The sequence below is a fragment of the Geodermatophilus sp. URMC 61 genome (assembly GCF_052931555.1).
This window is the reverse complement of record NZ_JBRFHZ010000002.1, coordinates 1,654,987-1,676,415: the sequence shown is the minus strand read 5'-3', so window position 1 is coordinate 1,676,415 and position 21,429 is coordinate 1,654,987. Positions and strand designations below refer to the sequence as shown.

At 71.5% G+C, this 21,429-nt stretch carries 10 protein-coding genes; 6 read left to right on the top strand and 4 right to left on the bottom strand.

The features are described from left to right. Positions 1-161: 161 nt before the first annotated feature. Positions 162-1,136, bottom strand: a complete 975-nt coding sequence (locus ACU610_RS07765; RefSeq protein ID WP_446767124.1) for a zinc-binding dehydrogenase — start codon at positions 1,134-1,136, stop codon at positions 162-164. A gap of 442 nt (positions 1,137-1,578) precedes the next feature. Between ACU610_RS07765 and ACU610_RS07760 the strand changes: the two genes are divergently transcribed. After that, the gene (locus ACU610_RS07760; RefSeq protein ID WP_446767123.1) at positions 1,579-6,426 is read left to right on the top strand and encodes an NAD-glutamate dehydrogenase; all 4,848 of its coding nucleotides are present in this window, start codon (positions 1,579-1,581) and stop codon (positions 6,424-6,426) included. A gap of 190 nt (positions 6,427-6,616) precedes the next feature. Here ACU610_RS07760 and lpdA read toward each other — a convergent pair whose 3' ends face one another. The 3 genes from lpdA to aceE are packed head-to-tail and all read right to left on the bottom strand — an operon-like array spanning position 6,617 to position 12,737. Then, positions 6,617-8,653, bottom strand: coding sequence for a dihydrolipoyl dehydrogenase (gene lpdA, locus ACU610_RS07755; protein ID WP_446770705.1), 2,037 nt, complete (start codon positions 8,651-8,653; stop codon positions 6,617-6,619). Positions 8,654-8,701: 48 nt separating this feature from the next. Next, positions 8,702-10,036 (bottom strand): dihydrolipoyllysine-residue acetyltransferase, encoded by a 1,335-nt coding sequence (gene aceF / locus ACU610_RS07750; RefSeq protein ID WP_446770704.1) that lies wholly within the window; start codon positions 10,034-10,036, stop codon positions 8,702-8,704. 4 nt (positions 10,037-10,040) lie between these two features. Next, a complete protein-coding gene (aceE, locus tag ACU610_RS07745) occupies positions 10,041-12,737 on the bottom strand; it encodes a pyruvate dehydrogenase (acetyl-transferring), homodimeric type (protein ID WP_446767122.1) in 2,697 nt (898 codons plus the stop codon). 556 nt (positions 12,738-13,293) lie between these two features. On the opposite strand from aceE, the gene ACU610_RS07740 reads away from it, so the two are divergent. The 5 genes from ACU610_RS07740 (at position 13,294) to ACU610_RS07720 (ending at position 21,424) form a co-directional block, all read left to right on the top strand. Continuing rightward, complete coding sequence (locus ACU610_RS07740) at positions 13,294-14,637, top strand: GntP family permease (protein WP_446767121.1); 1,344 nt, start codon at positions 13,294-13,296, stop codon at positions 14,635-14,637. 291 nt (positions 14,638-14,928) lie between these two features. After that, on the top strand, positions 14,929-16,875 hold the full coding sequence (locus tag ACU610_RS07735; protein WP_446767120.1) for an acyl-CoA dehydrogenase family protein: 1,947 nt from the start codon (positions 14,929-14,931) through the stop codon (positions 16,873-16,875). 505 nt (positions 16,876-17,380) lie between these two features. Beyond that, on the top strand, positions 17,381-17,830 hold the full coding sequence (locus ACU610_RS07730) for a hypothetical protein (RefSeq protein WP_446767119.1): 450 nt from the start codon (positions 17,381-17,383) through the stop codon (positions 17,828-17,830). 312 nt (positions 17,831-18,142) lie between these two features. Next, positions 18,143-19,852, top strand: a complete 1,710-nt coding sequence (locus ACU610_RS07725; RefSeq protein ID WP_446767118.1) for a flavin-containing monooxygenase — start codon at positions 18,143-18,145, stop codon at positions 19,850-19,852. Positions 19,853-20,170: 318 nt separating this feature from the next. Further along, positions 20,171-21,424, top strand: coding sequence for an ATP-grasp domain-containing protein (locus ACU610_RS07720; protein WP_446767117.1), 1,254 nt, complete (start codon positions 20,171-20,173; stop codon positions 21,422-21,424). The last annotated feature ends 5 nt before the right edge of the window (positions 21,425-21,429 follow it).

The following is a 21,429-nucleotide window of genomic DNA, read 5'->3' as shown; positions in this document are numbered from 1 at the left end:
CCGGGGCAGGAGCTGTCGGGCTCGACGAGCGGTCCACGACCGGATCACGAGGACCTCGGCGGCAGGGCAGCCCAGGGACGGGAGGCCGGGCCCCGTCGGCCGTCGACGGGACAGCGAGGCGCGGGCCGGCTCCGGGTCCGACGCGGTCGGGACGACCGCGGTCACGTCATGTCGACCGCGATCTTCAGCTGCCCCGGCTTGGGGGCGATCGCGGCGTTGAAGGCCGCCTGCACGTCAGTGACGGGATGGACGTGGCTGACGTAGCAGTCCCGCAGGCCGGGGTGTGCCGCCAGGTACGCCCCGGCGTCCACCAGCACCCGGCTCCGCTCCAGGGTGACGCCCGAGCGCAGGGTCAGGTTCTTGCGCAGGAAGGTCATCATGTCGAACGGGTAGACCGGGTCGTCCGGGACGCCGAAGTAGAACACCTGACCGCCGGGCGCCACGGCGTCCAGTGCCGGCTGCAGCGTCGAGATCTGGTGGCCCACCGCCTCCACGACCACGGACGGCCGGTCGGCGTCGGACAGCGAGGCCGCCCACGGCTCGGCCCTGGCGGTGACCACCTCGTCGACGCCGAAGGCGGACGCGACGTCGCTGCGGTCCACCGGGTCCACGCCGGTCACCCGGGCCGCACCGCGGGCCTTGAGGACGTGGCTGAACAGCAGGCCGATCGGGCCCTGACCGATCACCCCGACCGTCTGCCCCGAGACGTCGCCGAGCTGCTCGACGGCGTAGAGGACGCAGGCCAGGGGCTGCAGCATGACCGCTGTGGTGGCCGGCAGGGCGGTGTCGTAGCGGGCGAGGCCGTCGCCGTCGGTGACCACGAGCTCGGCGATGCCGTCGAACATCGACGCCCAGCCCACGACGAGGTCGCCGGGGGAGCGGTCGGGATGCCTGCTGGCGACGACCTCCCCGACGATCTCGTGCATCGGGAAGCCCGGCGCCCGCGTGGCCCCCCAGCCGTCCTCGGCGGCCGGGTGCGGCCACACACCGCCGCGGAAGTTGGGCAGGTCGCTGCCGCAGATGGCGCCGGCGCGGGTGGCCAGCAGCACGTGCCCGGGCGGCAGGGCGGCGGGGTCCGGGGCCGCCACCTCGACCCGCTCGAAGCAGAAGGGACCGCTGAGCGTCTGCGCCCACATGGGTGTCCTCCGTCCTGCTCGGCGTGCCCGCACCGGAACGGTCCCGGCAGCCGTGGCGTCGATGGACGCCCTGGTGACCGGACCGCCGGGCAGTGCTCCTCAGCCTGCAGGATCTCTCGGAGCTCGGCACCGGCTGGCTCCCCGTGCTGCTCCCGTCCGGTGCGGGCGCTGCCTAGTCCGCTGGGCGGGTGACCTCGCCGCGATCCGGTCGGGACAGACCGATCGCGCCGAGCTGCGGCCGGGAGTGCGAGGAGCCGTCCCGGCCCCGGGGCGTCTCGTGCCAGTGCGCCGGCCCGGGTCATCCGGTGCAGGACTGCACGCACTCCACGGCCTCTCGGGGGACCACCGTTCGCCGTGCACACGTGCCGAGGCCGGCGGCCCCACGGTCCTTGGCGCGTGCCTCCGAGGAGAGCACGCTGTGGCGTGGCCGAAGGGGGTCGCCATGCCCGCCATCCCGTCCCGCGACCGGACCGAGATCATCGACGAGATCCGGAGGTACGCGCAGGACCGGCTGCCCCCGGAGCAGCAGCGGCTGTTGTCGACGTTCGTCGGGCAGTACTACGGGCGCACCGCCCGCGGCGACCTGGCAGCTCGGCCCGTGCACGATCTGTACGGCGCCGCGATGTCGCACCTGACCCTCGCCCTCGACCGGCCGCCGGGAGCGCCCGCGGTGCGGGTGTACTCGCCGGACTTCGAGGAGCACGGCTTCGGGTCGCCGCACACGGTGGTCGACATCGTGACGGACGACATGCCGTTCCTGGTCGACTCGGTGACGACGGAGGTCATCCGGCACGGACTCGGACTGCACCTCACCGTGCACCCCGTCGTCTCGGTACGTCGCGACACGGGGCGGCTCGTCGACATCCTCGACCGGCACGATCCCACGTCGGGGGCGCTGGCCGAGTCGTTCGTCCACCTCGAGGTCGACCGGCAGACCGACGCGGCGGTGTTGGACCAGTTGGGCCATGACCTCCGCCGCGTCCTCGGCGACGTGCGTGCCGCGGTCGAGGACTGGTCGGCGATGCGGGAGCGAGCCCTGGCCGTCGCCGGCGCGTTGGACGTCGAGGCGGCGTCCCTCGAGGAGGAGGACCGGAGCGAGGCAGCAGCCCTGCTGCGGTGGCTCGCCGACGACCACTTCACCTTCCTCGGCTACCGCGAGTACGAGTTGGGCACGGAGGGCGGCGAGGACCTGCTGTGCGCCGTCCCGGGGACGGGGCTGGGGCTGCTGCGCGACAGCCGGAGCCGCCCGGTCTCGCACAGCTTCGCGAAGCTGCCGCCGGAGGTGCGGCAGAGGGCGCGTGAGCCGGGGTTGCTCAACCTCACCAAGGCGAACTCCCGGTCGACCGTCCACCGGCCCAACTACCTGGACTACGTCGGCGTCAAGCGGCTGAGCCCCGAGGGCGACGTCGTGGGTGAACGCCGGTTCCTCGGCCTCATGGCGAGCGCGGCCTACCGGCAGTCGCCGCAGGAGATCCCGGTCCTGCGCCGCAAGGTGCAGGCGGTGCTCGACCGGGCCGGGTACCGCCCCGACAGCTACGACGGGCGGATGCTCCGGGACATCCTCGAGGGCTACCCCCGCGAGGAGCTGTTCCAGATCGACGCCGAGCAGCTGTTCGAGGCGGCCACGACGATCCTCGACATCCAGGACCGTCAGCAGCTGCGCCTCCTGGTGCGGCGCGACGTGTTCGGCCGGTTCATGTCCTGCCTGGTGTACCTGCCGCGCGACCGGCTGACCACGGCCCTGCGCACCCGGATCGAGGGCATCCTGCGGTCCGCGTTCCACGGGGTGAGCACCCAGTACGCGACGCAGGTGAGCGAATCGGTCCTGGCCCGGCTGCACATCACCGTCCACACCGAGCCCGGTGCGGTCCCGGAGTACGACGTCGCCGAGATCGAGGCCCGGCTCGCCGCGGCCATGCGCTCGTGGACCGACGACCTCTACGACGCCCTGGTCGACCAGCTCGGGGAGGAACGCGGGGTCGACCTGCACGGCCGCTACGCCGATGCGTTCCCCGCGGCCTACCGGCAGGACACCTCCGCCGCCGCAGCGGTCGTCGACATCGGGCGGATGGAGGGACTCGGCGGTGTCGACGACCTCGGGATGCACCTGTACCGGCCGCTGGAGGCTCCCCCCGACACACTGCGGTTCAAGCTGTTCCGTCACGGCCAGTCCGTCACCCTCTCCGACGTCCTGCCGCTGCTCGAGAACATGGGCGTCTACGTCGTCGACGAACGCCCCTACGCGGTACGACCGGCCGGAGCCGAACTGGTCTACATCTACGACTTCGGGCTGCGCCTGGAGGGGGTCACCGGCCTCGACACCGACGGGATGCGGGAGCGCTTCCAGGAGGCCTTCGCCATGGTCTGGCGCGGCGACCTGGAGAACGACGGGCTCAACCGGCTGGTGCTCCGCGCCGGGCTGCGGGGACGCGAGGTGGCCGTCGTGCGGGCCTACGCGAAGTACCTCAGGCAGGTCGGCGCCACCTTCGCCCTGGACTACACCGTCGCGACCCTCGCCGACAATCCGGACCTCGCCCGCGGGCTGTTCGAGCTCTTCCGGGTCCGGCTGGATCCCGAACACGCCGTGGACCGGGAGCTGGACGCCAAGCACGTCGTCCACGACCTGGAGGGCGGACTCGACGCCGTCACCAGCCTCAACGAGGACCGGGTGCTGCGCACCCTGCTCCGGATCGTGGAGGCGACGCTGCGGACCAACTACTTCCAGGTCGGGCCGGACGGGGCGGCCAAGCCGTGGCTGTCCTTGAAGCTGGCCCCGGCACAGATCCCCGACCTGCCCCTCCCGCGGCCGGTGTTCGAGATCTTCGTCTACTCACCGCGCGTCGAGGGCGTCCACCTGCGCGGCGGGCCGGTCTCCCGCGGCGGCCTGCGCTGGTCCGACCGGCCGGAGGACTTCCGCACCGAGGTGCTCGGACTGATGAAGGCACAGACGGTGAAGAACGCCGTGATCGTCCCGGTCGGGGCCAAGGGCGGCTTCGTGGTCAAGGACCCGCCCGCGGACCGGGACGCCCTGCAGGCCGAGGTGGTCGCCTGCTACTCGGCGTTCATCCGTGGCCTGCTCGACGTGACGGACAACCTGGTGGCCGGCGAGGTCGTCCCGCCCCCGCGCGTGGTGCGCCATGACGGGGACGACGCGTACCTCGTCGTGGCCGCCGACAAGGGCACCGCGACCTTCTCCGACACCGCCAACGCCATCTCCCAGGAGTACGGGTTCTGGCTGGGCGACGCCTTCGCGTCGGGTGGGTCGTCCGGCTACGACCACAAGGCGATGGGCATCACGGCGCGCGGGGCCTGGATCTCGGTCCAGCGCCACTTCCACGACCTCGGCGTCGACGTGCAGGACGACGACGTCACGGTCGTCGGGATCGGGGACATGTCGGGCGACGTCTTCGGCAACGGGATGCTGCTGTCCCGGCACCTCCGCCTGGTGGCGGCCTTCGACCACCGGCACGTCTTCCTCGACCCCGACCCCGACCCCGCGGTGGGGTTCGCCGAGCGCGCCCGGCTGTCCGCCCTCCCTCGGTCCAGCTGGGCCGACTACGACCCGTCACTGATCTCGACCGGGGGCGGTGTCTTCCCGCGGACGGCGAAGACGATCCCGCTCTCCCCGGAGGTCCGCGCCCGGCTCGACGTCGAGGAGGAGTTCCTCACCCCGGATGAGCTGGTCCGGGCCGTCCTCCGGGCGCCGGTCGACCTGCTGTGGAACGGCGGCATCGGCACCTACGTCAAGGCCTCGACGGAGACCCATGCCGAGGTGGGGGACAAGCGCAACGACCAGGTGCGCGTCGACGCCGGCCGGCTGCGCTGCCGGGTCGTCGGCGAGGGCGGCAACCTCGGCTTCACCCAGCGCGGGCGGATCGAGTTCGCGCTCGGGGGCGGGCGGATCAACACCGACGCGATCGACAACTCCGCCGGCGTGGACTGCTCCGACCACGAGGTCAACATCAAGATCCTCCTCGACCGCGTGGTTGCCGACGGTGACCTCACGGGCAAGCAGCGGGACGCCCTCCTGGTCAAGATGACCGACGAGGTGGCGGAGCTCGTGCTCGGGGACAACCGCGCCCAGACCCGCGCGCTCTACACCGCGCGAGCGCAGGCGCGGGCGATGCTCGACGTGCACGTGCGCTACCTGCGCGCGCTCGAGCGGCTCGGGCGGCTCAACCGGGAGCTGGAGTTCCTGCCGACGGACGACGAGCTGGCCGAGCGCGCCGCCGCCGGGCGCGGCCTGGTCATGCCGGAGTTCGCCGTCCTGCTGGCCTACTCGAAGATCTGGGTCTACGACGAGCTGCTCGCCTCCGACCTGCCGGACGACGCCTTCCTGTCCGCCGAGCTGGCCCGCTACTTCCCGGCCGCCGTCCGGCACCGGTACGCGGACCGGCTCCCGGCCCACCCGCTCCGACGCGAGATCATCGCCACCTGCGTGACGAACGCGATGGTCAACCGCGCCGGCAGCACGTTCGCGTTCCGCCTGGCCGAGGAGACCGGCCTCCCCGTCCCGCACGTCGCCCGCGCGCACGTCGCCAGCTGGGAGATCTTCGGGCTGACGAGGCTGCAGGCCGAGATCGAGTCGCTGGCCGACGTGCCGACAGAGGTCCAGATCCGGCTGCTGCTGGAGGTCCGGACGCTCGCCGAGCGGGCGAGCCGCTGGCTGCTCCGGAACCGTCGCCAGCCGCTGGACATCCGCGGCACCGTCGAGCACTTCGCGCCGGCCGTCCCGCTGCTGGCCGACGAGATGCCGCGTCTCCTCGCCGGCTCGGAGCAGGCGGACGAGACCTTCGCCGCCGCGATCGAACGATCCACCGCTGACGGGGTCCCGGAGCCGCTCGCCCAGCGGGTGGCCGCGCTGCCGGCGCTCTTCTCCGCGCTGGACATCATCGACGTGGCCCGCGCGACAGGTCGCGAACGGGAGCAGGTGGCCGCCGTCTACTTCGCTCTCGGTCAGCCGTTGCAGCTGAACTGGCTGCGCGAGCGCATCCTGCGGCTGCCCCGGGACGACCGGTGGCAGACCCTGGCGCGCGCCGCCCTCCGCGACGACCTCTACGCCGTCCGCGCCTCGCTGACCGCCGAGGTGCTGCGGGCCGGGAACGCGCCGCAGGACAGCGCCGAGCTGGTCCAGCGGTGGTTCGAGCACAACCAGCCGGCGGTCCGCCGGTGTCTGGGCGTCCTCCGTGACGTTGCCGCCGATGACCGGGTGGACCTGGCGACGCTCTCCGTGGCGCTGCGCGAGGTCCGCGGGCTGGTGTCGAGTCGGTCCGGGGTGGTCGACGGCTGAGCGGTCCGCGCCGACGCGACGGTGCGGCGTCGTCCTGGCCGAGGTGCCCGTGCTCGGGCGACGACGTCGAGGCGCAGCACGCGAACCAGGCGGTGTGGCAGCCGTGCCATCCCAGGATCGAGGCCGGCCGGGGGACGTGCCGGTGTCGACGCCCGCGGCCCGAGCGGTCTCCCGTTCCCTGAGCCCCCGGCTACTTCTTCCGCTTCGGCAGGTACAGGTCGGTGAGAGTGCCCTCGAACGCCTCCGCGGCCATCCCCACGGTCTCCGACAGCGTCGGGTGCGCGTGGATGGTCAGGCCGATGTCGGCGGCGTCGGCGCCCATCTCGATCGCCAGCCCCAGCTCGGCGATGAGCTCGCCGGCGGACGGGCCGACGACCCCGGCACCGATCACCCGGTGGCCGGCCTCGTCGAACAGCAGCTTGGTGAACCCCTCGTCGCGGCCGAGGGACAGCGCCCGGCCGCTGGCCGCCCAGGGGAAGACGCCCTTGCCGTAGTGGATGCCGGCGGCCCTGGCCTCGTTCTCGGTGACCCCGACCCAGGCGACCTCAGGGTCGGTGTAGGCCACCGAGGGGATGACCCGGGCGTCGAAGAAGCTGTTCTGCCCGGCGGTGACCTCGGCGGCGACCTTGCCCTCGTGCGTGGCCTTGTGCGCGAGCATCGGCTGCCCGACGACGTCGCCGATCGCGAAGATATGGGGGACGTTGGTGCGCATCTGCTTGTCCACGGGCACGAAACCCCGCTCGTCGACGACCACGCCGGCCCGCTCCGCGCCGATCGCCGGACCGTTGGGTCGCCGTCCGACGGCCACGAGCATGCGGTCGAAGGTCGCGGTGGTGGAGGTCTCGCCCTCGAGCGTGGCGACGAGTCCCTCGGGTCGCGCCTCGACGGCGGTCACCTTGGTCTTCAGGTGGACACCGGCGTAGGTCTGCGAGATGCGCTTGTACAGGGGCTGGACCAGGTCCTTGTCGGCGCCCGGGATGATCTGGTCCATCAGCTCCACGACGGTGACCTCGGCGCCGAGTTCGTGGTAGACGGTCGCCATCTCCAGCCCGATGATCCCGCCGCCGAGGATCAGCAGCCGCCGAGGGACGTCGGCCAGCTCCAGCGCGCCGGTGGAGTCCATGACCCGCGGGTCCTCGTGCGGGACGAACGGCAACCGGACCGGCTCCGATCCGGCGGCGATGATCGCGTGTTCGAAGTCGACCGTGGTCGTGCCGCCGTCGGCCAGCTCGACCTGCACCTGGTTCGGGGAGGTGAACCGGCCGCTGCCGCGGATGGTGGTGACCTTGCGCTGTCTGGCCAGGCCGGCGAGCCCGCCGGTCAGGCGGCCGACGACCTGGTCCTTCCAGCTGCGCAGCTTGCCGACGTCGACCGAGGGTTCCCCGAAGGACAACCCGTGCTCGGCCATCTCCCGGGTCTCGGCGATCACCTTGGCCGCGTGCAGCAGCGCCTTGGAGGGGATGCAGCCGACGTTGAGGCAGACCCCGCCCAGCGCCGGCCACCGATCGACGAGGACGACCGACTTGCCCAGGTCGGCCGCGCGGAACGCCGCGGTGTACCCGCCGGGGCCGGCGCCCAGGACGAGCACGTCGGCGCGGACGTCTCCGGGCCCGGACGCGGCTGCCGGCTCCGCCGCGGGCGTCGCCGCCGCGGCGGGCCGGGACGGCGCGTCCTCGGTGCGCAGGAAGAGCAGGATGCTGCCGGCGCTGACCCGGTCGCCCACCCGCACCGCCACGTCCTCGACGGTGCCGGACTGGGAGGCGGGGATCTCCATCACCGCCTTGTCCGATTCCAGGGTCACGACGGGGGTGTGCGGACCCACCTGGTCACCCGGTCCGACCAGCACCTCGGTCACGGGCACGTCGGCGAAGTCGCCGAGCTCGGGCACGACCACCTCGACCCGGTCGTAGACGCCGGCGGCCGAGCCGTAGCCGGGGCGGTCCACCGGGGCGGGGACGGCGTCCTCGTGGGTGACGGGGTGGGTGGCCGGCGCGGTGCCGGTGCCGCTCTCGGTCATGCGCAGCACCACGTCACCGGTGGACACCCGGCTGCCGACCTGGACCAGCACCTCCTCGACCGTCCCGGCCGCCGGCGCGGGGATGTCCATGGTGGCCTTGTCCGACTCCAGGGTCAGGACGGGGTCCTCGGCGGCGACCACGTCGCCCGGGGCGACGTGGACCTCGATGACGGGGACGTCCGCGAAGTCGCCGATGTCGGGGATGCGCATGTCCACGGGAGGCTCCAGGGCTGGGGGTGGGCGGTGCTTCGGCTGGTGCTAGAGGACGAGGCGGCGGACGTCCTCGAGCAGGTGGCACAGGTACCGGGTGAAGCGCGCAGCGGCCGCGCCGTCGATCACCCGGTGGTCGTAGGACAGGGAGAGCGGCAGCACCAGCCGCGGCACGAACGTGGTGCCGTCCCAGACCGGGGCGGTCTTCGACCGCACGACGCCCAGGATGGCGACCTCGGGGGCGTTCACCAGAGGGGTGAACGACGTCCCGCCGATGCCGCCCAGGCTGGAGATGGTGAAGCAGCCCCCCTGCAGGTCGGTGGCGGTCAGCTTGCCGTCCCGGGCCCGCGCGGACACCTCGCCGAGTTCGCGGCTGAGCTCCCGGATCCCCTTGCGGTCGACGTCGCGGATGACCGGGACGACCAGGCCCTCGGGCGTGTCGACGGCGACGCCGATGTGGAAGTACCGCTTGAGGACCAGGGCGTCCTTCTCCGGGGTCAGACTGCTGTTGAACCGCGGGAACTCGCGCAGGGCAGACACCGACGCCTTGAGCAGGAACGACAACAGCGTGACCCGGTACCCCTCCGCCCTGGCCTCGGTGTCGAGCTCCTTGCGGTAGGCGTCGAGGTCGGTGATGTCGGCGTCGTCGTCGTGGGTGACGTGCGGGACGTTGAGCCACGAGCGGTGCAGGTGCGGCCCGGACACCCGCTGGATGCGGGAGAGCGGCTGCACCTCGACCGGCCCGAACTTCGAGAAGTCCTGCGGCGGGATCTCCGGGATGCCGCCTCCCGCTGCGGCGGGGGCGGGGGCCGGGGCGGCCTGCTGCGGTCCGCGGACCTCCCGGAGCAGGTCGTCCTTGGTGACCCGTCCCTTCCGTCCGGAGCCGGTGACCCCGGTGAGATCGATCCCCAGTTCGCGGGCCAGCCGGCGCACGCTCGGCCCGGCGTGCACGCCGGTGAAGTCCGGCGGCGCCGCCGTGGCGCTCACGGGGGGACCGCCGGGCGCGGTCGACGGGTGCGCCGCCTCGGCAGAGCGCCGGGCGTGCTCCGTGACGACGTCGGTCGGCTCCTCCTGGTCCACCGTCTCCGCCGCGAGCTGCTCGACCGGGGCGGCCCCGTCGGACTGGTCGAGCAGCAGGATCGGCTGCCCGACGTTCACCGTGTCGCCGACCGAGATGTGCAGCTCGCGGACGGTACCGGAGGCCGGCGACGGGATGTCCATCGTGGCCTTGTCGGACTCCAGCGTGACCAGCGGGTCCTCGGCCGCGACCGCGTCCCCGGGCCGGACGTGGATCTCGATGACGGGCACGTCGGAGAAGTCGCCGATGTCGGGCACCGTCACTTCGGCGGGAGCGGTCATGTCAGGCCTTCCGGACGAGGGGATGTGGTCAGACGGTCCACGGCGGCGGTGCCTCCGGGTCGATGCCGTACCGGCCGATGGCGTCGGCCACCGTCGTCGCCGGGACGGCGCCCTGCGTGGCGAGGGAGGCGAGCGCGGCCACGGTCACCGCGTGCCGGTCGACCTCGAAGAACCGGCGCAGGTTGCGGCGGTAGTCCGAGCGCCCGTAGCCGTCGGTGCCCAGCACCCGGTAGCTGCCCGGGACGTAGGGCCGGATCTGGTCGGCGAAGCCCCGCACGTAGTCGGTGGCCGCGACCACCGGGCCCGGTCGGTCGGCCAGGCACTGCTCCACCCAGCTGCGGCGCGGCGGCTCGGTCGGGTGGAGCAGGTTCCACCGCTCGACCTCCATCCCGTCCCGCCGCAGCTCGGTGAAGCTGGGCGCGCTCCACACGTCGGCGTCCACCCCGAAGTCGGCGGCGAGCAGGTCGGCGGCGGCCAACACCTCACGCAGGATCGTGCCGCTGCCGAGCAGCTGCACCCGCGGCCGCCCGGCCCCGTCTCCTGCCGGTCCGGCCTGTCCCTCCCGCAGCAGGTACAGCCCGCGCAGGATCCCCTGCTCGGCGCCCTCGGGCATCCCCGGGTGCTCGTAGTTCTCGTTCATCAGGGTGACGTAGTAGAAGACGTCCTCCTGCTCGGCGAGCATCCGGCGCAACCCGTCCTGGATGATCACCGCGACCTCGTGGGCGAACGTGGGGTCGTAGGAGACGCAGTTCGGGATCACCGAGGACAGCACGTGGCTGTGGCCGTCCTCGTGCTGCAGCCCCTCGCCGTTGAGGGTCGTCCGGCCGGCGGTCGCGCCGAGCAGGAAGCCGCGCGCCCGTGAGTCCCCGGCTGCCCAGGCGAGGTCCATGACCCGCTGGAAGCCGAACATCGAGTAGAAGATGTAGAAGGGGATCATCGGGGTGTCGCTCAGGCTGTAGGACGTCGCCGCGGCGATCCACGAGGACATCGCCCCCGCCTCGTTGATGCCCTCCTGGAGCATCTGGCCGTCCGGGGCCTCCCGGTAGTACATGAGCTGGTCGGCGTCCTCCGGCCGGTAGAGCTGACCGACCTGGCTGAAGATGCCGAACTGCCGGAACATGCCCTCCATCCCGAAGGTGCGTGACTCGTCGGGCACGATCGGGACCACCCGCCGGCCGATCGCCTTGTCGCGCAGCAGCGTGTTGAGGACGCGGACGAAGGCCATGGTGGTGGAGATCTGCCGACCCTCGGTCGGCACCAGCTGCGCGCCGAAGGCGCTGAGGTCGGGCACCTGCAGGGTCTCGCTGGACCGACGCCGACGCGCCGGCATGGGGCCGCCCAGTGCCGCCCGGCGCTCCCGGAGGTAGCGCATCTCCTCGCTGTCCTCGGGGAAGCGCAGGAAGGGCACCTCGTCGAGCTGCTCGTCCGGCACGGGGATGGCGAAGCGGTCGCGGAACCGGGCCAGCGCCGCGCCCGCGACCTTCTTCTGCTGGTGGGTGATGTTCTGGCCCTCGCCGGCCTCGCCCATCCCGTAGCCCTTGACCGTCTTGGCCAGGATCACGGTCGGCTGCCCGACGGTCCGCACCGCCGCGCTGTAGGCGGCGTAGACCTTGCTGGGGTCGTGTCCGGCGCGGGTGAGGGCCCAGATCTCGTCGTCGGTCATGCCTGCGACGAGTTCGAGCAGCTCGGGGTACTTGCCGAAGAAGTGCTCCCGGACGTAGGCACCGTTCTTGGACTTGAAGTCCTGGTACTCCCCGTCGACGGCCTCCTCCATCCGCTTGAGCAGCAGGCCGGAGGTGTCACGGGCGATCAGGGGATCCCAGTTGCTGCCCCAGATGGTCTTGATGACGTTCCACCCGGCGCCCCGGAAGATGCCCTCTAGCTCCTGGATGATCTTGCCGTTGCCGCGGACCGGTCCGTCGAGCCGCTGCAGGTTGCAGTTGATGACGAAGATCAGGTTGTCGAGCTTCTCGCGCGAAGCCAGCGTGATGGCGCCCAGTGACTCGGGCTCGTCGGTCTCCCCGTCGCCGAGGAAGGCCCAGACCTTGCGGTCGGTGGTGTCGGCGAGCCCCCGGCAGTTCAGGTACTTGAGGAACCGCGCCTGGTAGATCGCCATGAGCGGGCCGAGGCCCATCGACACGGTGGGCAGCTGCCAGTAGTCCGGCATGAGCCACGGGTGCGGATAGGACGACAGGCCGTCCCCGCCGACCTCCTGCCGGAACCTGAGCAGCTGCTCCTCGGTGAGCCGGCCCTCGAGGAAGGAGCGGGCGTAGATCCCGGGGGAGGAGTGGCCCTGGATGAACAGCAGGTCGCCGCCGTGGGTGTCGGTCGGCGCGTGCCAGAAGTGCTGGAAGCCGACGTCGTAGAGCGTCGCCGCCGACTGGAAGCTCGCGATGTGGCCGCCGAGCTCGGAGGACTCCGCGTTGTTCCGCAGCACGATGGCCAGGGCGTTCCAGCGGATGAACGATCGGATCCGGTGCTCGATGGCGCGGTCGCCCGGGTGCCGGTCCTCGTCGCCCGGCGGGATGCTGTTCAGGTACGGGGTGGTGGCGCTGTACGGGACCGCCGCGCCCTTGCGGCGCGCCTCGGCGAGCACCTCGTCGAGCAGGTGGAACGCCCGGTCCGCGCCCTCGAACGCGAGGACCGAGTCCAGCGCGTCGATCCACTCCCGGGTCTCGGCGGGGTCCAGGTCCCCGCTGACGTCTCGGCTGAGGTCCTCACTCACGTCGTCCTCCTCCTGCGTGGCCGCTCCGCTGCGGTAGTCGGCGACGCCGGGGATCCTGCCGCAGGTTGCCGACTCTCGGAGAGTGGCGCGGAGTGGTCGGCGGCGCAGCTCGAGGCGGGAGCGACCGGACTGCCATGCCGATGACGGCCGGGGGCGATCCCGGCACCGCCCGGACCTGATCACGTCGGAGAGCGGCACGGCGGTGCTCCTCTCCACCGTGATGTCGACGTTCGCGCTGGTGAGCCGCCTGAGCGTGCCAGCCTGTTCCAGCTCGGCGGGAACCCGGAGGCACCGCTCAGGGGACGGACATCCGTGACCGGTCCTGGCACGCCGTCCCGACCATGTGCTCACTCGGGACATCGGCGACGCTCGAGACCCTCGGTGTTCGGGCCGTTGCGGCACGGGCAGCCACACGGCGGCGGTGGCGACCGGGCCGGCTGCCGACCGCATCGACCTCCGCCGGACCGCCTCCGGCGCCTGATCAGTGCCAAGGTGTGGAGTCGGCGTGGCGACGGTGCGGTGACCTCGCCCATCCCCGTACCGGGAGGAGCAGGTCATGGTCGTGCTTCACACCGCGATCGCCATCGTCGTGATCGTCCTGCTCATCATCAAGATCAAGGTCGACCCGGTGATCTCCCTGATCGTCGGGTCGCTCTATCTCGGCCTCGCGACCGGTGTCGGCTTCACGGCGACGCTGACGGCGATCACCACCGGTTTCGGCGAGATCATGGGCGAGGTCGGCCTGCTCATCGGCTTCGGCGTGCTCATCGGGGCGATGCTGCATGCGATGGGCGCCTTCCGGAAGATGGTGACGATGCTCGTCGACCGTGTCGGCGCGCACCGGCTCCCGTATGCGATGACGGCGGCGATGTCGACGATCTTCCCCTCGATCTACGTGGACGTGCAGGTCGTGCTGGCGTCTCCGGTGGCGCGTTCGACCGCGCCGTTCATCGGCCGGACCGGCTTGCCGCACATGTCCGGTGCGCTCGGAACCGGGATCTTCGCCGGCTACGTCTTCGTGATCCCGGGACTGGCCGCGGTCTCCATCGCGGGCCTGCTCGGGATCCCGCTCGGCACGTGGCTGATCTACGGCCTGGTGCTGGGGCCGTTGACCGCGATCGTGACGACATTGATCTTCCGGTTGCTCCTGCGCGGCCGCTACTGGAACGTGGCCAGGGACGAACACGTCGACGAGGCCATGGTCGAGCAGGAGACCACTGAGCTGGTCGAGGAGGACAGCGCGACGCCCCCGCTGCTCGTCTGCCTGCTACCCATCCTGGTGCCGCTGGTGATGATCGCGTTCGGCGCCTTCGCCGAGCTGCTGGAGTTCTCCAACGACTTCATCGCCTTCCTCGGCGACGCCAACTTCGCGCTCTTCGTCGGCCTGATCGGTGCCTACGTGCTCTGCCGGCGCACCCTGGGCCCGGAGGGCACGGATACGGCGATGAGCGAGGGCTTCCACACCACCGGCGCGATCCTCCTCATCACCGGCATCGGCGGGTCCTTGGGTGCCGTCATCGGGGAGACCGGGCTCGACACGATCCTGGCCGGCCTCTTCACCGCCGAAGCAGAGGCACCGGTCATCCTGAGCATCCTGCTCGCCTGGCTCATCGCCGCGGTGCTGCACCTGGCGATCGGGTCGGTGTCGGTGGCGGCCATCACAGCCGCCGGGATCATCGGCCCGGTGCTCGGGTCCATCAACGTCTCGCCGGTCGTCATCGGCCTCGCCATCGCCTCGGGCGCGATGTTCGCACTCCAGGTCAACAGCAACTTCTTCTGGATGTTCAAGTCGCTGCTGGGGCTGTCGACGCAGGGCACCTTCAAGACCCTCACGATGGTCACGTCCGTCGCCTCGATCGTCTCGCTGCCGATGGTCATGGCGGTGGCCCTCATCGCGTAGGGCGGCGGCGGGCGGGCCGTCCGCAGCCGGCTGTGGGCGGCGACGGTCAGCCGGGTCCCGCGGACGCGGACCAGCACCTCGACACCCCGGATCGGAGAGACGACGCGGCACGGGCCGGGTCTGGCCGACCGGTGGCCCCCAGCCCGAAGCGCAGGGCTCGCCGACGCGGTACGGATCCTCGGCGAGCGGGCCTACCGGAGGGCCGCGACCGCGATGGCCACGGCCAAGGGGCGATCCTGTGCTGCGCCGTCGCCTGTTGCCGGGCGGGAAGGTGGCGGGCGATTCTCACTCATGGCGTCGAGTCCGTCGTACGAGCAGTCGAAGCAGGTCGCCGAGGCCAGCCGCGAGACGGAGTGGACCAAGCCGTCGTTCGGCAAGGAGCTCTTCCTCGGCAACTTCCGCCTGGACCTCATCCACCCCCAGCCCGAGCTGGATCAGGCCCAGGTCAGGAAGGGGGAGGCATTCCTCGAGCGCCTCCGCGTCTTCCTCACGGAGCGAGTCGACCGGCAGCGGATCGAGCACGAGGCGAAGATCCCCGCAGACGTCATCCAGGGCCTCAAGGATCTGGGCGCTCTCGGCATGAAGATCCCCGAGGAGTACGGCGGGCTGGGGCTGAGTCAGGTCCACTACAACAAGGCGCTGGCCATGGCGGGCACGTGGCACTCGTCGATCTCGACCCTGCTGTCCGCGCATCAGTCGATCGGCCTCCCCGAGCCGCTGCGGCTGTTCGGGTCGGAGGAGCAGAAGCGCGAGTGGCTCCCCAGGCTCGCCACGGACCACATCTCGGCGTTCCTGCTCACCGAGCCGGACGTCGGCTCGGACCCAGCGCGCATGAGCACGACCGCGATCCCGACCGAGGACGGCACGGGCTACCGGATCAGCGGCACGAAGCTGTGGGCGACCAACGGCGCGATCGCCGACGTGGTGGTGGTCATGGCCGTCGTCTCGAGGTCGGACGGCCACCAGGGCGGCATCACCGCCTTCATCTGCCCTTGCCACCGGGAGGGCATCACCGTCGAGCACCGCAACGAGTTCATGGGACTCAGGGGCATCGAGAACTCGGTGACGCGCTTCGACGACGTCTTCGTCCCGAACTCCGACGTCATCGGCGGCGAGGGCAGGGGTCTGCGGATCGCGCTCACCACGCTCAACACCGGCCGCCTGTCACTGCCGGCGTTCTGCCTGTCGGCGGTCAAGTACTCGCTCAAGATCGCTCGCGAGTGGGCGGCGGAGCGCACGCAGTGGGGCAAGCCCATCGGCGAGCACGACCCGATCGCACAGAAGCTCGCCTGGCTGGCGGGCACGGCGTTCGGCCTCGAGGCGATGCTCGACGTGTCGAGCCGCCTGGCCGATGACAAGCGGAACGACATCCGCATCGAGGCCGCGCTCGCGAAGCTCTACGGGTCGGAGCTCGGCTGGACCGCCGTCGACGAGATGGTCCAGGTCCGCGGCGGCCGCGCCTACGAGACGGCCGAGTCGCTCGCCCGGCGCGGGGAGAAGCCGGTGCCGGCCGAGCAGATGCTGCGCGACATGCGCATCAACCGCATCTTCGAGGGCTCGACGGAGATCATGCACCTGCTGATCGCCCGCGAGGCCGTCGACCAGCACCTGAAGGTCGCGGGTGACGTGGTGCTCGGCGACTCCGGCCTGGCCGACAGGGTGAAGGCCGCCGCGAGGGCCGGCGCGTTCTACGCCAGGTGGTTCCCGACGCTGACGACGGGCGCCGGTCAGCGGCCTCGCTCCTTCTCCGAGTTCGGCGATCTGGCCACGCACCTGCGCTACGTCGAGCGCCGCTCCCGCAAGCTCGCGCGCTCGACCTTCTACGCGATGGGCCGCTACCAGGCGCGCCTCGAGCGGAAGGGCCAGCTGCTCGGCCGGATCGTCGACATCGGTGCCGAGCTGTACGCGATGGCGTGCGCGTGCGTCTACGCGGACACCATCGCGCGCGGGCACCCCCAACGCAGGCAGGAGGCCGTCGAGCTGGCCGACCTGTTCTGCAGCCAGGCCCGGCGTCGGGCCGACCGGCTGTTCACGGAGCTGTGGGCCAACGACGACGCGGCGCAGTACGAGGTCGCGCAGCAGGTGCTGAGCGGCCGCTACGGGTGGTTCGAGCAGGACGTCCTCGATCCGGCGGGCGATGGCCCGATGATGCCGTTGCACGCGCAGCCGGCCGCCGAGCAGTTCGAGGACTCGCGGGTCGGGACCGCCCCGGAGGTGGAGGCCACGGCCGCGCAGTAGCGGTCCCTCACGCCTGTGCGGTGAGCCCCGAGAACGTCGGCGCCTGATCCCCGCCGTGTCCTCCAGCCCGGCTCGCGGGCGAGCGGTCCGGACACCGGGTGATGTCCCACCGCTCGAGGCCCGGCGCGGTCGGTCCGGGACGCGCGGAGCGGACGAGGGCTCCGCGGCCGACGACCGCGGGGCCTGCATCAGGGAGTGTCCGAGGGGCGACCCGGTACGAACGCGCACGGTTCCGCTCCTGACGGGACGACCGCTGGCCATCCCTCCGGATGGCCGCTTCCTCCGCGAACTCCGGGCAGGCCCGGCAGGGCGGCCACTCGCGCGCGAGACGGTCCCCACCTCACCGCGTCCGACCTACCCTCAGGTGCGGTCCCCACGGGCTCCGCCGTCCCTGTCGATGCGGTGCCACCCCCCGTGGTGCGTGCCTCGTCGACACGTCCAGGGCTCGGTCCGGCGACCGAGGGGCCGTCATGGACCGATCGAGGCCCCACAGAGGAGGTGTCCGGTGACCACGACATCCCGGCGGGTGGCCGGCGTGCTTCTGATCATCATGCCCACCGTCGTCCTCGGTGGCGTCAGCGTCCTCTCTCTGCTCGTGTACGACCCCGCGTACGAGGCCAATCCCCTCCGTCAGGACCTGTGGCGGGCAGGCCACGCCCACGCGGGCGTGCTCCTCGTGCTCTCCCTGGTGGCGCTGCGGTACGTCGACGAGACCGCACTGGCGGAGCCTGCGAGGTGGTTGGTCCGGTTGGCGTTCCCGGCCGCAGCGGTGCTCCTGCCGCTGGCGTTCTTCCTCTCCGTGCTCGACCCCGCGGCGACCGAGCCGAACGCACTGGTCAACCTCGCCTATGTCGGGGCGGTCGTGCTCGTGACCGGCATGCTCACCCTCGGGGTGGGGCTGGTCCGAGGTCGGGCGACGACGACGGTCGACGAGGAGCTGACCCTCTCGCGCTGAGGGCGTCCGAAGTCCGGGCACCCGTGGCCGGCGGGAGAGGGGGACGGCCCTCCTGGACCGGGTGGGTCACGGAGCGTGTCGTGGATCGGACGGTCCGGCGCCGCAGCCCGCCCGAAGACGCACGTGCTCGGCCTGCGATCACAGGAGGCCGGATGGGGGTGGTCGACGCCGCCGACCCCAGAGCACTAGGTCTCTGGAGGGGCTGGACCCCCCTGGGCAGCATGGTGACCCCCTCACCCAGGCCTCCAGGAGGTCCGCCGTCCTCACCCGACGGGCGGCTGCTCCGCTGCGCCGCTTTCGCGAGGAGCCCCCGTGCCCCAGTCCCGTGCTGCTTCCCCCCGTGCACGCACCGAGCCTGGCGCTGTCGACGTCGTGGTCGTCGGCGCCGGCTTCGCGGGCATGTACATGCTCCACAGGCTCCGCCAGCAGGGCTGCACGGTGCAGGTCTTCGAGACAGCGGGGGACGTCGGTGGCACCTGGTACTGGAACCGTTACCCCGGCGCCCGCTGTGACTTCCCGAGCATGGACTACTCGTACTCCTTCGACCCGGACCTCGAGCAGGAGTGGGAGTGGACGGAGAAGTACCCGACCCAACCGGAGATCCTCCGCTACGCCCAGCACGTCGCCGACCGCTTCGACCTGCGGCGGGACATCCGGTTCCGGACCACGGTCGCCGCCATGGTCTGGGACGACGACAGGGCTCGGTGGACGGTGCACACAGACCAGGGCGACGAGGTCTCCGCCCGGTTCGTGGTGCACGCCTCGGGGCCGCTGTCGAAATGGAAGAAGCCCGAGGTGCCCGGCCTGGAGAGCTTCCGGGGCGCGTGGTACCACACCGCCCGCTGGCCGCACGAGGGTGTCGACTTCACCGGACGACGGGTCGGCGTCATCGGCACCGGTTCCTCAGCCATCCAGGCCATCCCGCTCATCGCGCAGCACGCGGCGGACCTCACCGTCTTCCAGCGGACGCCGAACTTCGCCATCCCGGCACACAACCACCCGTTCGCGCCGGGCTACCAGGACGGCGTCAAGGCGCGCTACCGGGAGATGCGCGAGCAGGCGCGGGTCTCCATGTTCGGCGTCGCGCTGCCCATGCCCGAGCGCTCCGCTCTGGACGTGGACCCGGAGGAGCGGCGCCGTGTGTACGACCACGCCTGGAACGACCCCGACAACGGCCTCGGCGACATGTACGTCGCGTTCACCGACGTGCTCGTGGACAAGACCGCCAACGACACTGCCGCCGAGTACGTCCGGCAACGGATCAGGGGGATCGTCGAGGATCCCGATGTCGCCGAGACGCTCTGTCCGAAGGACTACCCCATCCTCACCAAGCGGCTGTGCCTCGCCACGGACTACTACGAGACCTTCAACCGCGACAACGTCCAACTGGTCGACCTGCGCAAGACCCCGCTGGTCGAGATCACCCCGGCCGGCGTCCGCACCACCGACCGCCAGTACGAGGTGGACGACCTCGTCCTCGCCACCGGGTTCGATGCGCTCACCGGTGCGCTGACCTCGATCGACATCCGTGGGCGTGGAGGGCAGCGGCTCAAGGACAAGTGGGCGGCGGGCCCGCGCAGCTACCTCGGGCTCGCCGTGCACGGCTTCCCCAACATGTTCGTCGTCGCCGGACCGCAGACCCCCACGGTGCTGTCGAACATCATCGTGTCGATCGAGCAGCACGTCGAGTGGATCTCCGACGCCATCCGCCACGTCGACGAGCACGGCGTGGGCAGGATCGAGGCGACCGCGGAGGCCGAGGACGCCTGGGTCGCGCACACCCGTGAGGTGGCCAGCGCGACGCTCTTCCCGACGTCCCACTCGTGGTACCTGGGCTCGAACGTCGAGGGGAAGGCGCGGGAGTTCATGGTCTACCTCGGTGGGGTCGGCCCCTACCGGGCGAAGTGCGAGGAGGTCGCCGCGAAGGACTACGAGGGCTTCGTCCTCGACCGCTCACCGGCAGCGGCCGGCGCCGAACGGCAGCACGCCGCAGCGGCGGGACCCGGCGCGGGCGGTGGGTGACCGACGCGGCGCGAGCGCGCTGGCGGCCACCGCGGACCATCCCGGGACGGACGGGGACGAGCAGCCCGTTCGGCCGTCCCGGGCGGGACCGAGGTGGCCGGGGGGTGACGTGGCCCTCCCTCGGGTCACCCGACGCCGAGACCGTGGCGGCGGAGCGGCGAGGTCAGCGGATGGCCGGGGCCTGGTGCGGGCGAGGAAGCAGCGTGGGCGCTCGCGCGGTTCCCGCTGGTCAGCGCGCACCGCACGACGGATCTACGATCCGATCGCGTCGTCCCGAGGATGCGGCGACGTGCCCGACCGTCGCCTCGAGGAGCGCCGATGTCCGATCAACGCCACCTCATCGGCCTCCTCCTCGGGACCGAGGAGGACTGGCCCACGGCCTTCGAGGCGATGATCCGCAGGCTCGGCCCCGTGATGGACGGGTCCGGTCGGCGGCACGACTTCGACGTCGAGCGGATCACGATCGAGCCGTTCGACCTGTGCAGCCGGCCGCGGTACGACCTCGTGATCGACCGTCTGGCGTACTGGTACTACCACCCTCGTGAGTGGCTGAAGAAGGCGGCGCTCATGGACGACGTCTACCTCCTCAACAGCCCGTTCACGTTCCAGAGCATGGAGAAGCATGCCGCGTACTGCGCCATGCTGCGCCTGGGCCTGCACGTGCCGGACACGGTGCTGATCCCGTACAAGAACCCGCCCGACCACGCGAAGTACGCCTACACGGCGGAGAAGTACAACCGTCCGTTCGACCTGGATGCCATCGCCGAACGTCTCGGCTACCCCTTGTTCATGAAGCCCTACGACGGCGGTGCGTGGGTGGGCGTGAGCATGATCCGCGATCCCGCCGAACTGCACCGGGCCTACGACGAGTCGGGTCAGCGGCTGATGCACCTCCAGAAGGCGGTGTCCGGATACGACGTCTTCGCGCGCAGCCTGTCCATCGGCCCCGAGACGATGGTGATGAAGTTCGACCCCGACCAGCCCATGCACGCCCGGTACTCGGTCGCCCACGGCTTCCTGGACGCGGCGACCGGCCAGGAGACGGTGACCATCGGCAGGCTCGTCAACGCCTTCTTCCGCTGGGAGTTCAACTCCTGCGAGACGCTGATCAGGGACGGCGTCGTCTACCCGATCGACTACGCCAACGCCTGCCCGGACATCGCGCTGACCAGCCTGCACTACTACTTCCCATGGGCGCTGAAGGCGCTCGTCCGCTGGTCGGTCTACTGCAGCGCGACGGGACGGCAGCCGCGGTACGACCTGGACACCCGGCGGTACTTCGACATCGCCGACCGGACCGACCTCGACTACGGGGAGAAGCTGCGCGCGTACCGCGCCCTGGCCGACGAGTACTTCCAGGTGGAGGCGTACTCGGACTTCTGCGCCAGCCGGCTGACCCACCTCGACGAGGTGATGCTCGACTGGGTACGCGGTCCCGACTTCGACCGGCTCCTCGTCGACACGGTCCGGTCCACCTTCCCGCCGCACGAGCGCGACCACTTCATCGCGCACTACCGCGGGCTGCTCGGCGCCTGGGCCCACGACGAGGAGGCCCGCCTGTCCCGTGTCTGACGGCT

Bases quoted from the DNA above. Each gene is read 5' to 3' on its own strand.
- ACU610_RS07765 (WP_446767124.1), bottom strand. From the start codon at position 1,136: ATGTGGGCGCAGACGCTCAGCGGTCCCTTCTGCTTCGAGCGGGTCGAG.
- ACU610_RS07760 (WP_446767123.1), top strand. From the start codon at position 1,579: ATGCCCGCCATCCCGTCCCGCGACCGGACCGAGATCATCGACGAGATC.
- lpdA (WP_446770705.1), bottom strand. From the start codon at position 8,653: ATGCGCATCCCCGACATCGGCGACTTCGCGGACGTCCCCGTCATCGAG.
- ACU610_RS07740 (WP_446767121.1), top strand. From the start codon at position 13,294: ATGGTCGTGCTTCACACCGCGATCGCCATCGTCGTGATCGTCCTGCTC.
- ACU610_RS07735 (WP_446767120.1), top strand. From the start codon at position 14,929: ATGGCGTCGAGTCCGTCGTACGAGCAGTCGAAGCAGGTCGCCGAGGCC.
- ACU610_RS07720 (WP_446767117.1), top strand. From the start codon at position 20,171: ATGTCCGATCAACGCCACCTCATCGGCCTCCTCCTCGGGACCGAGGAG.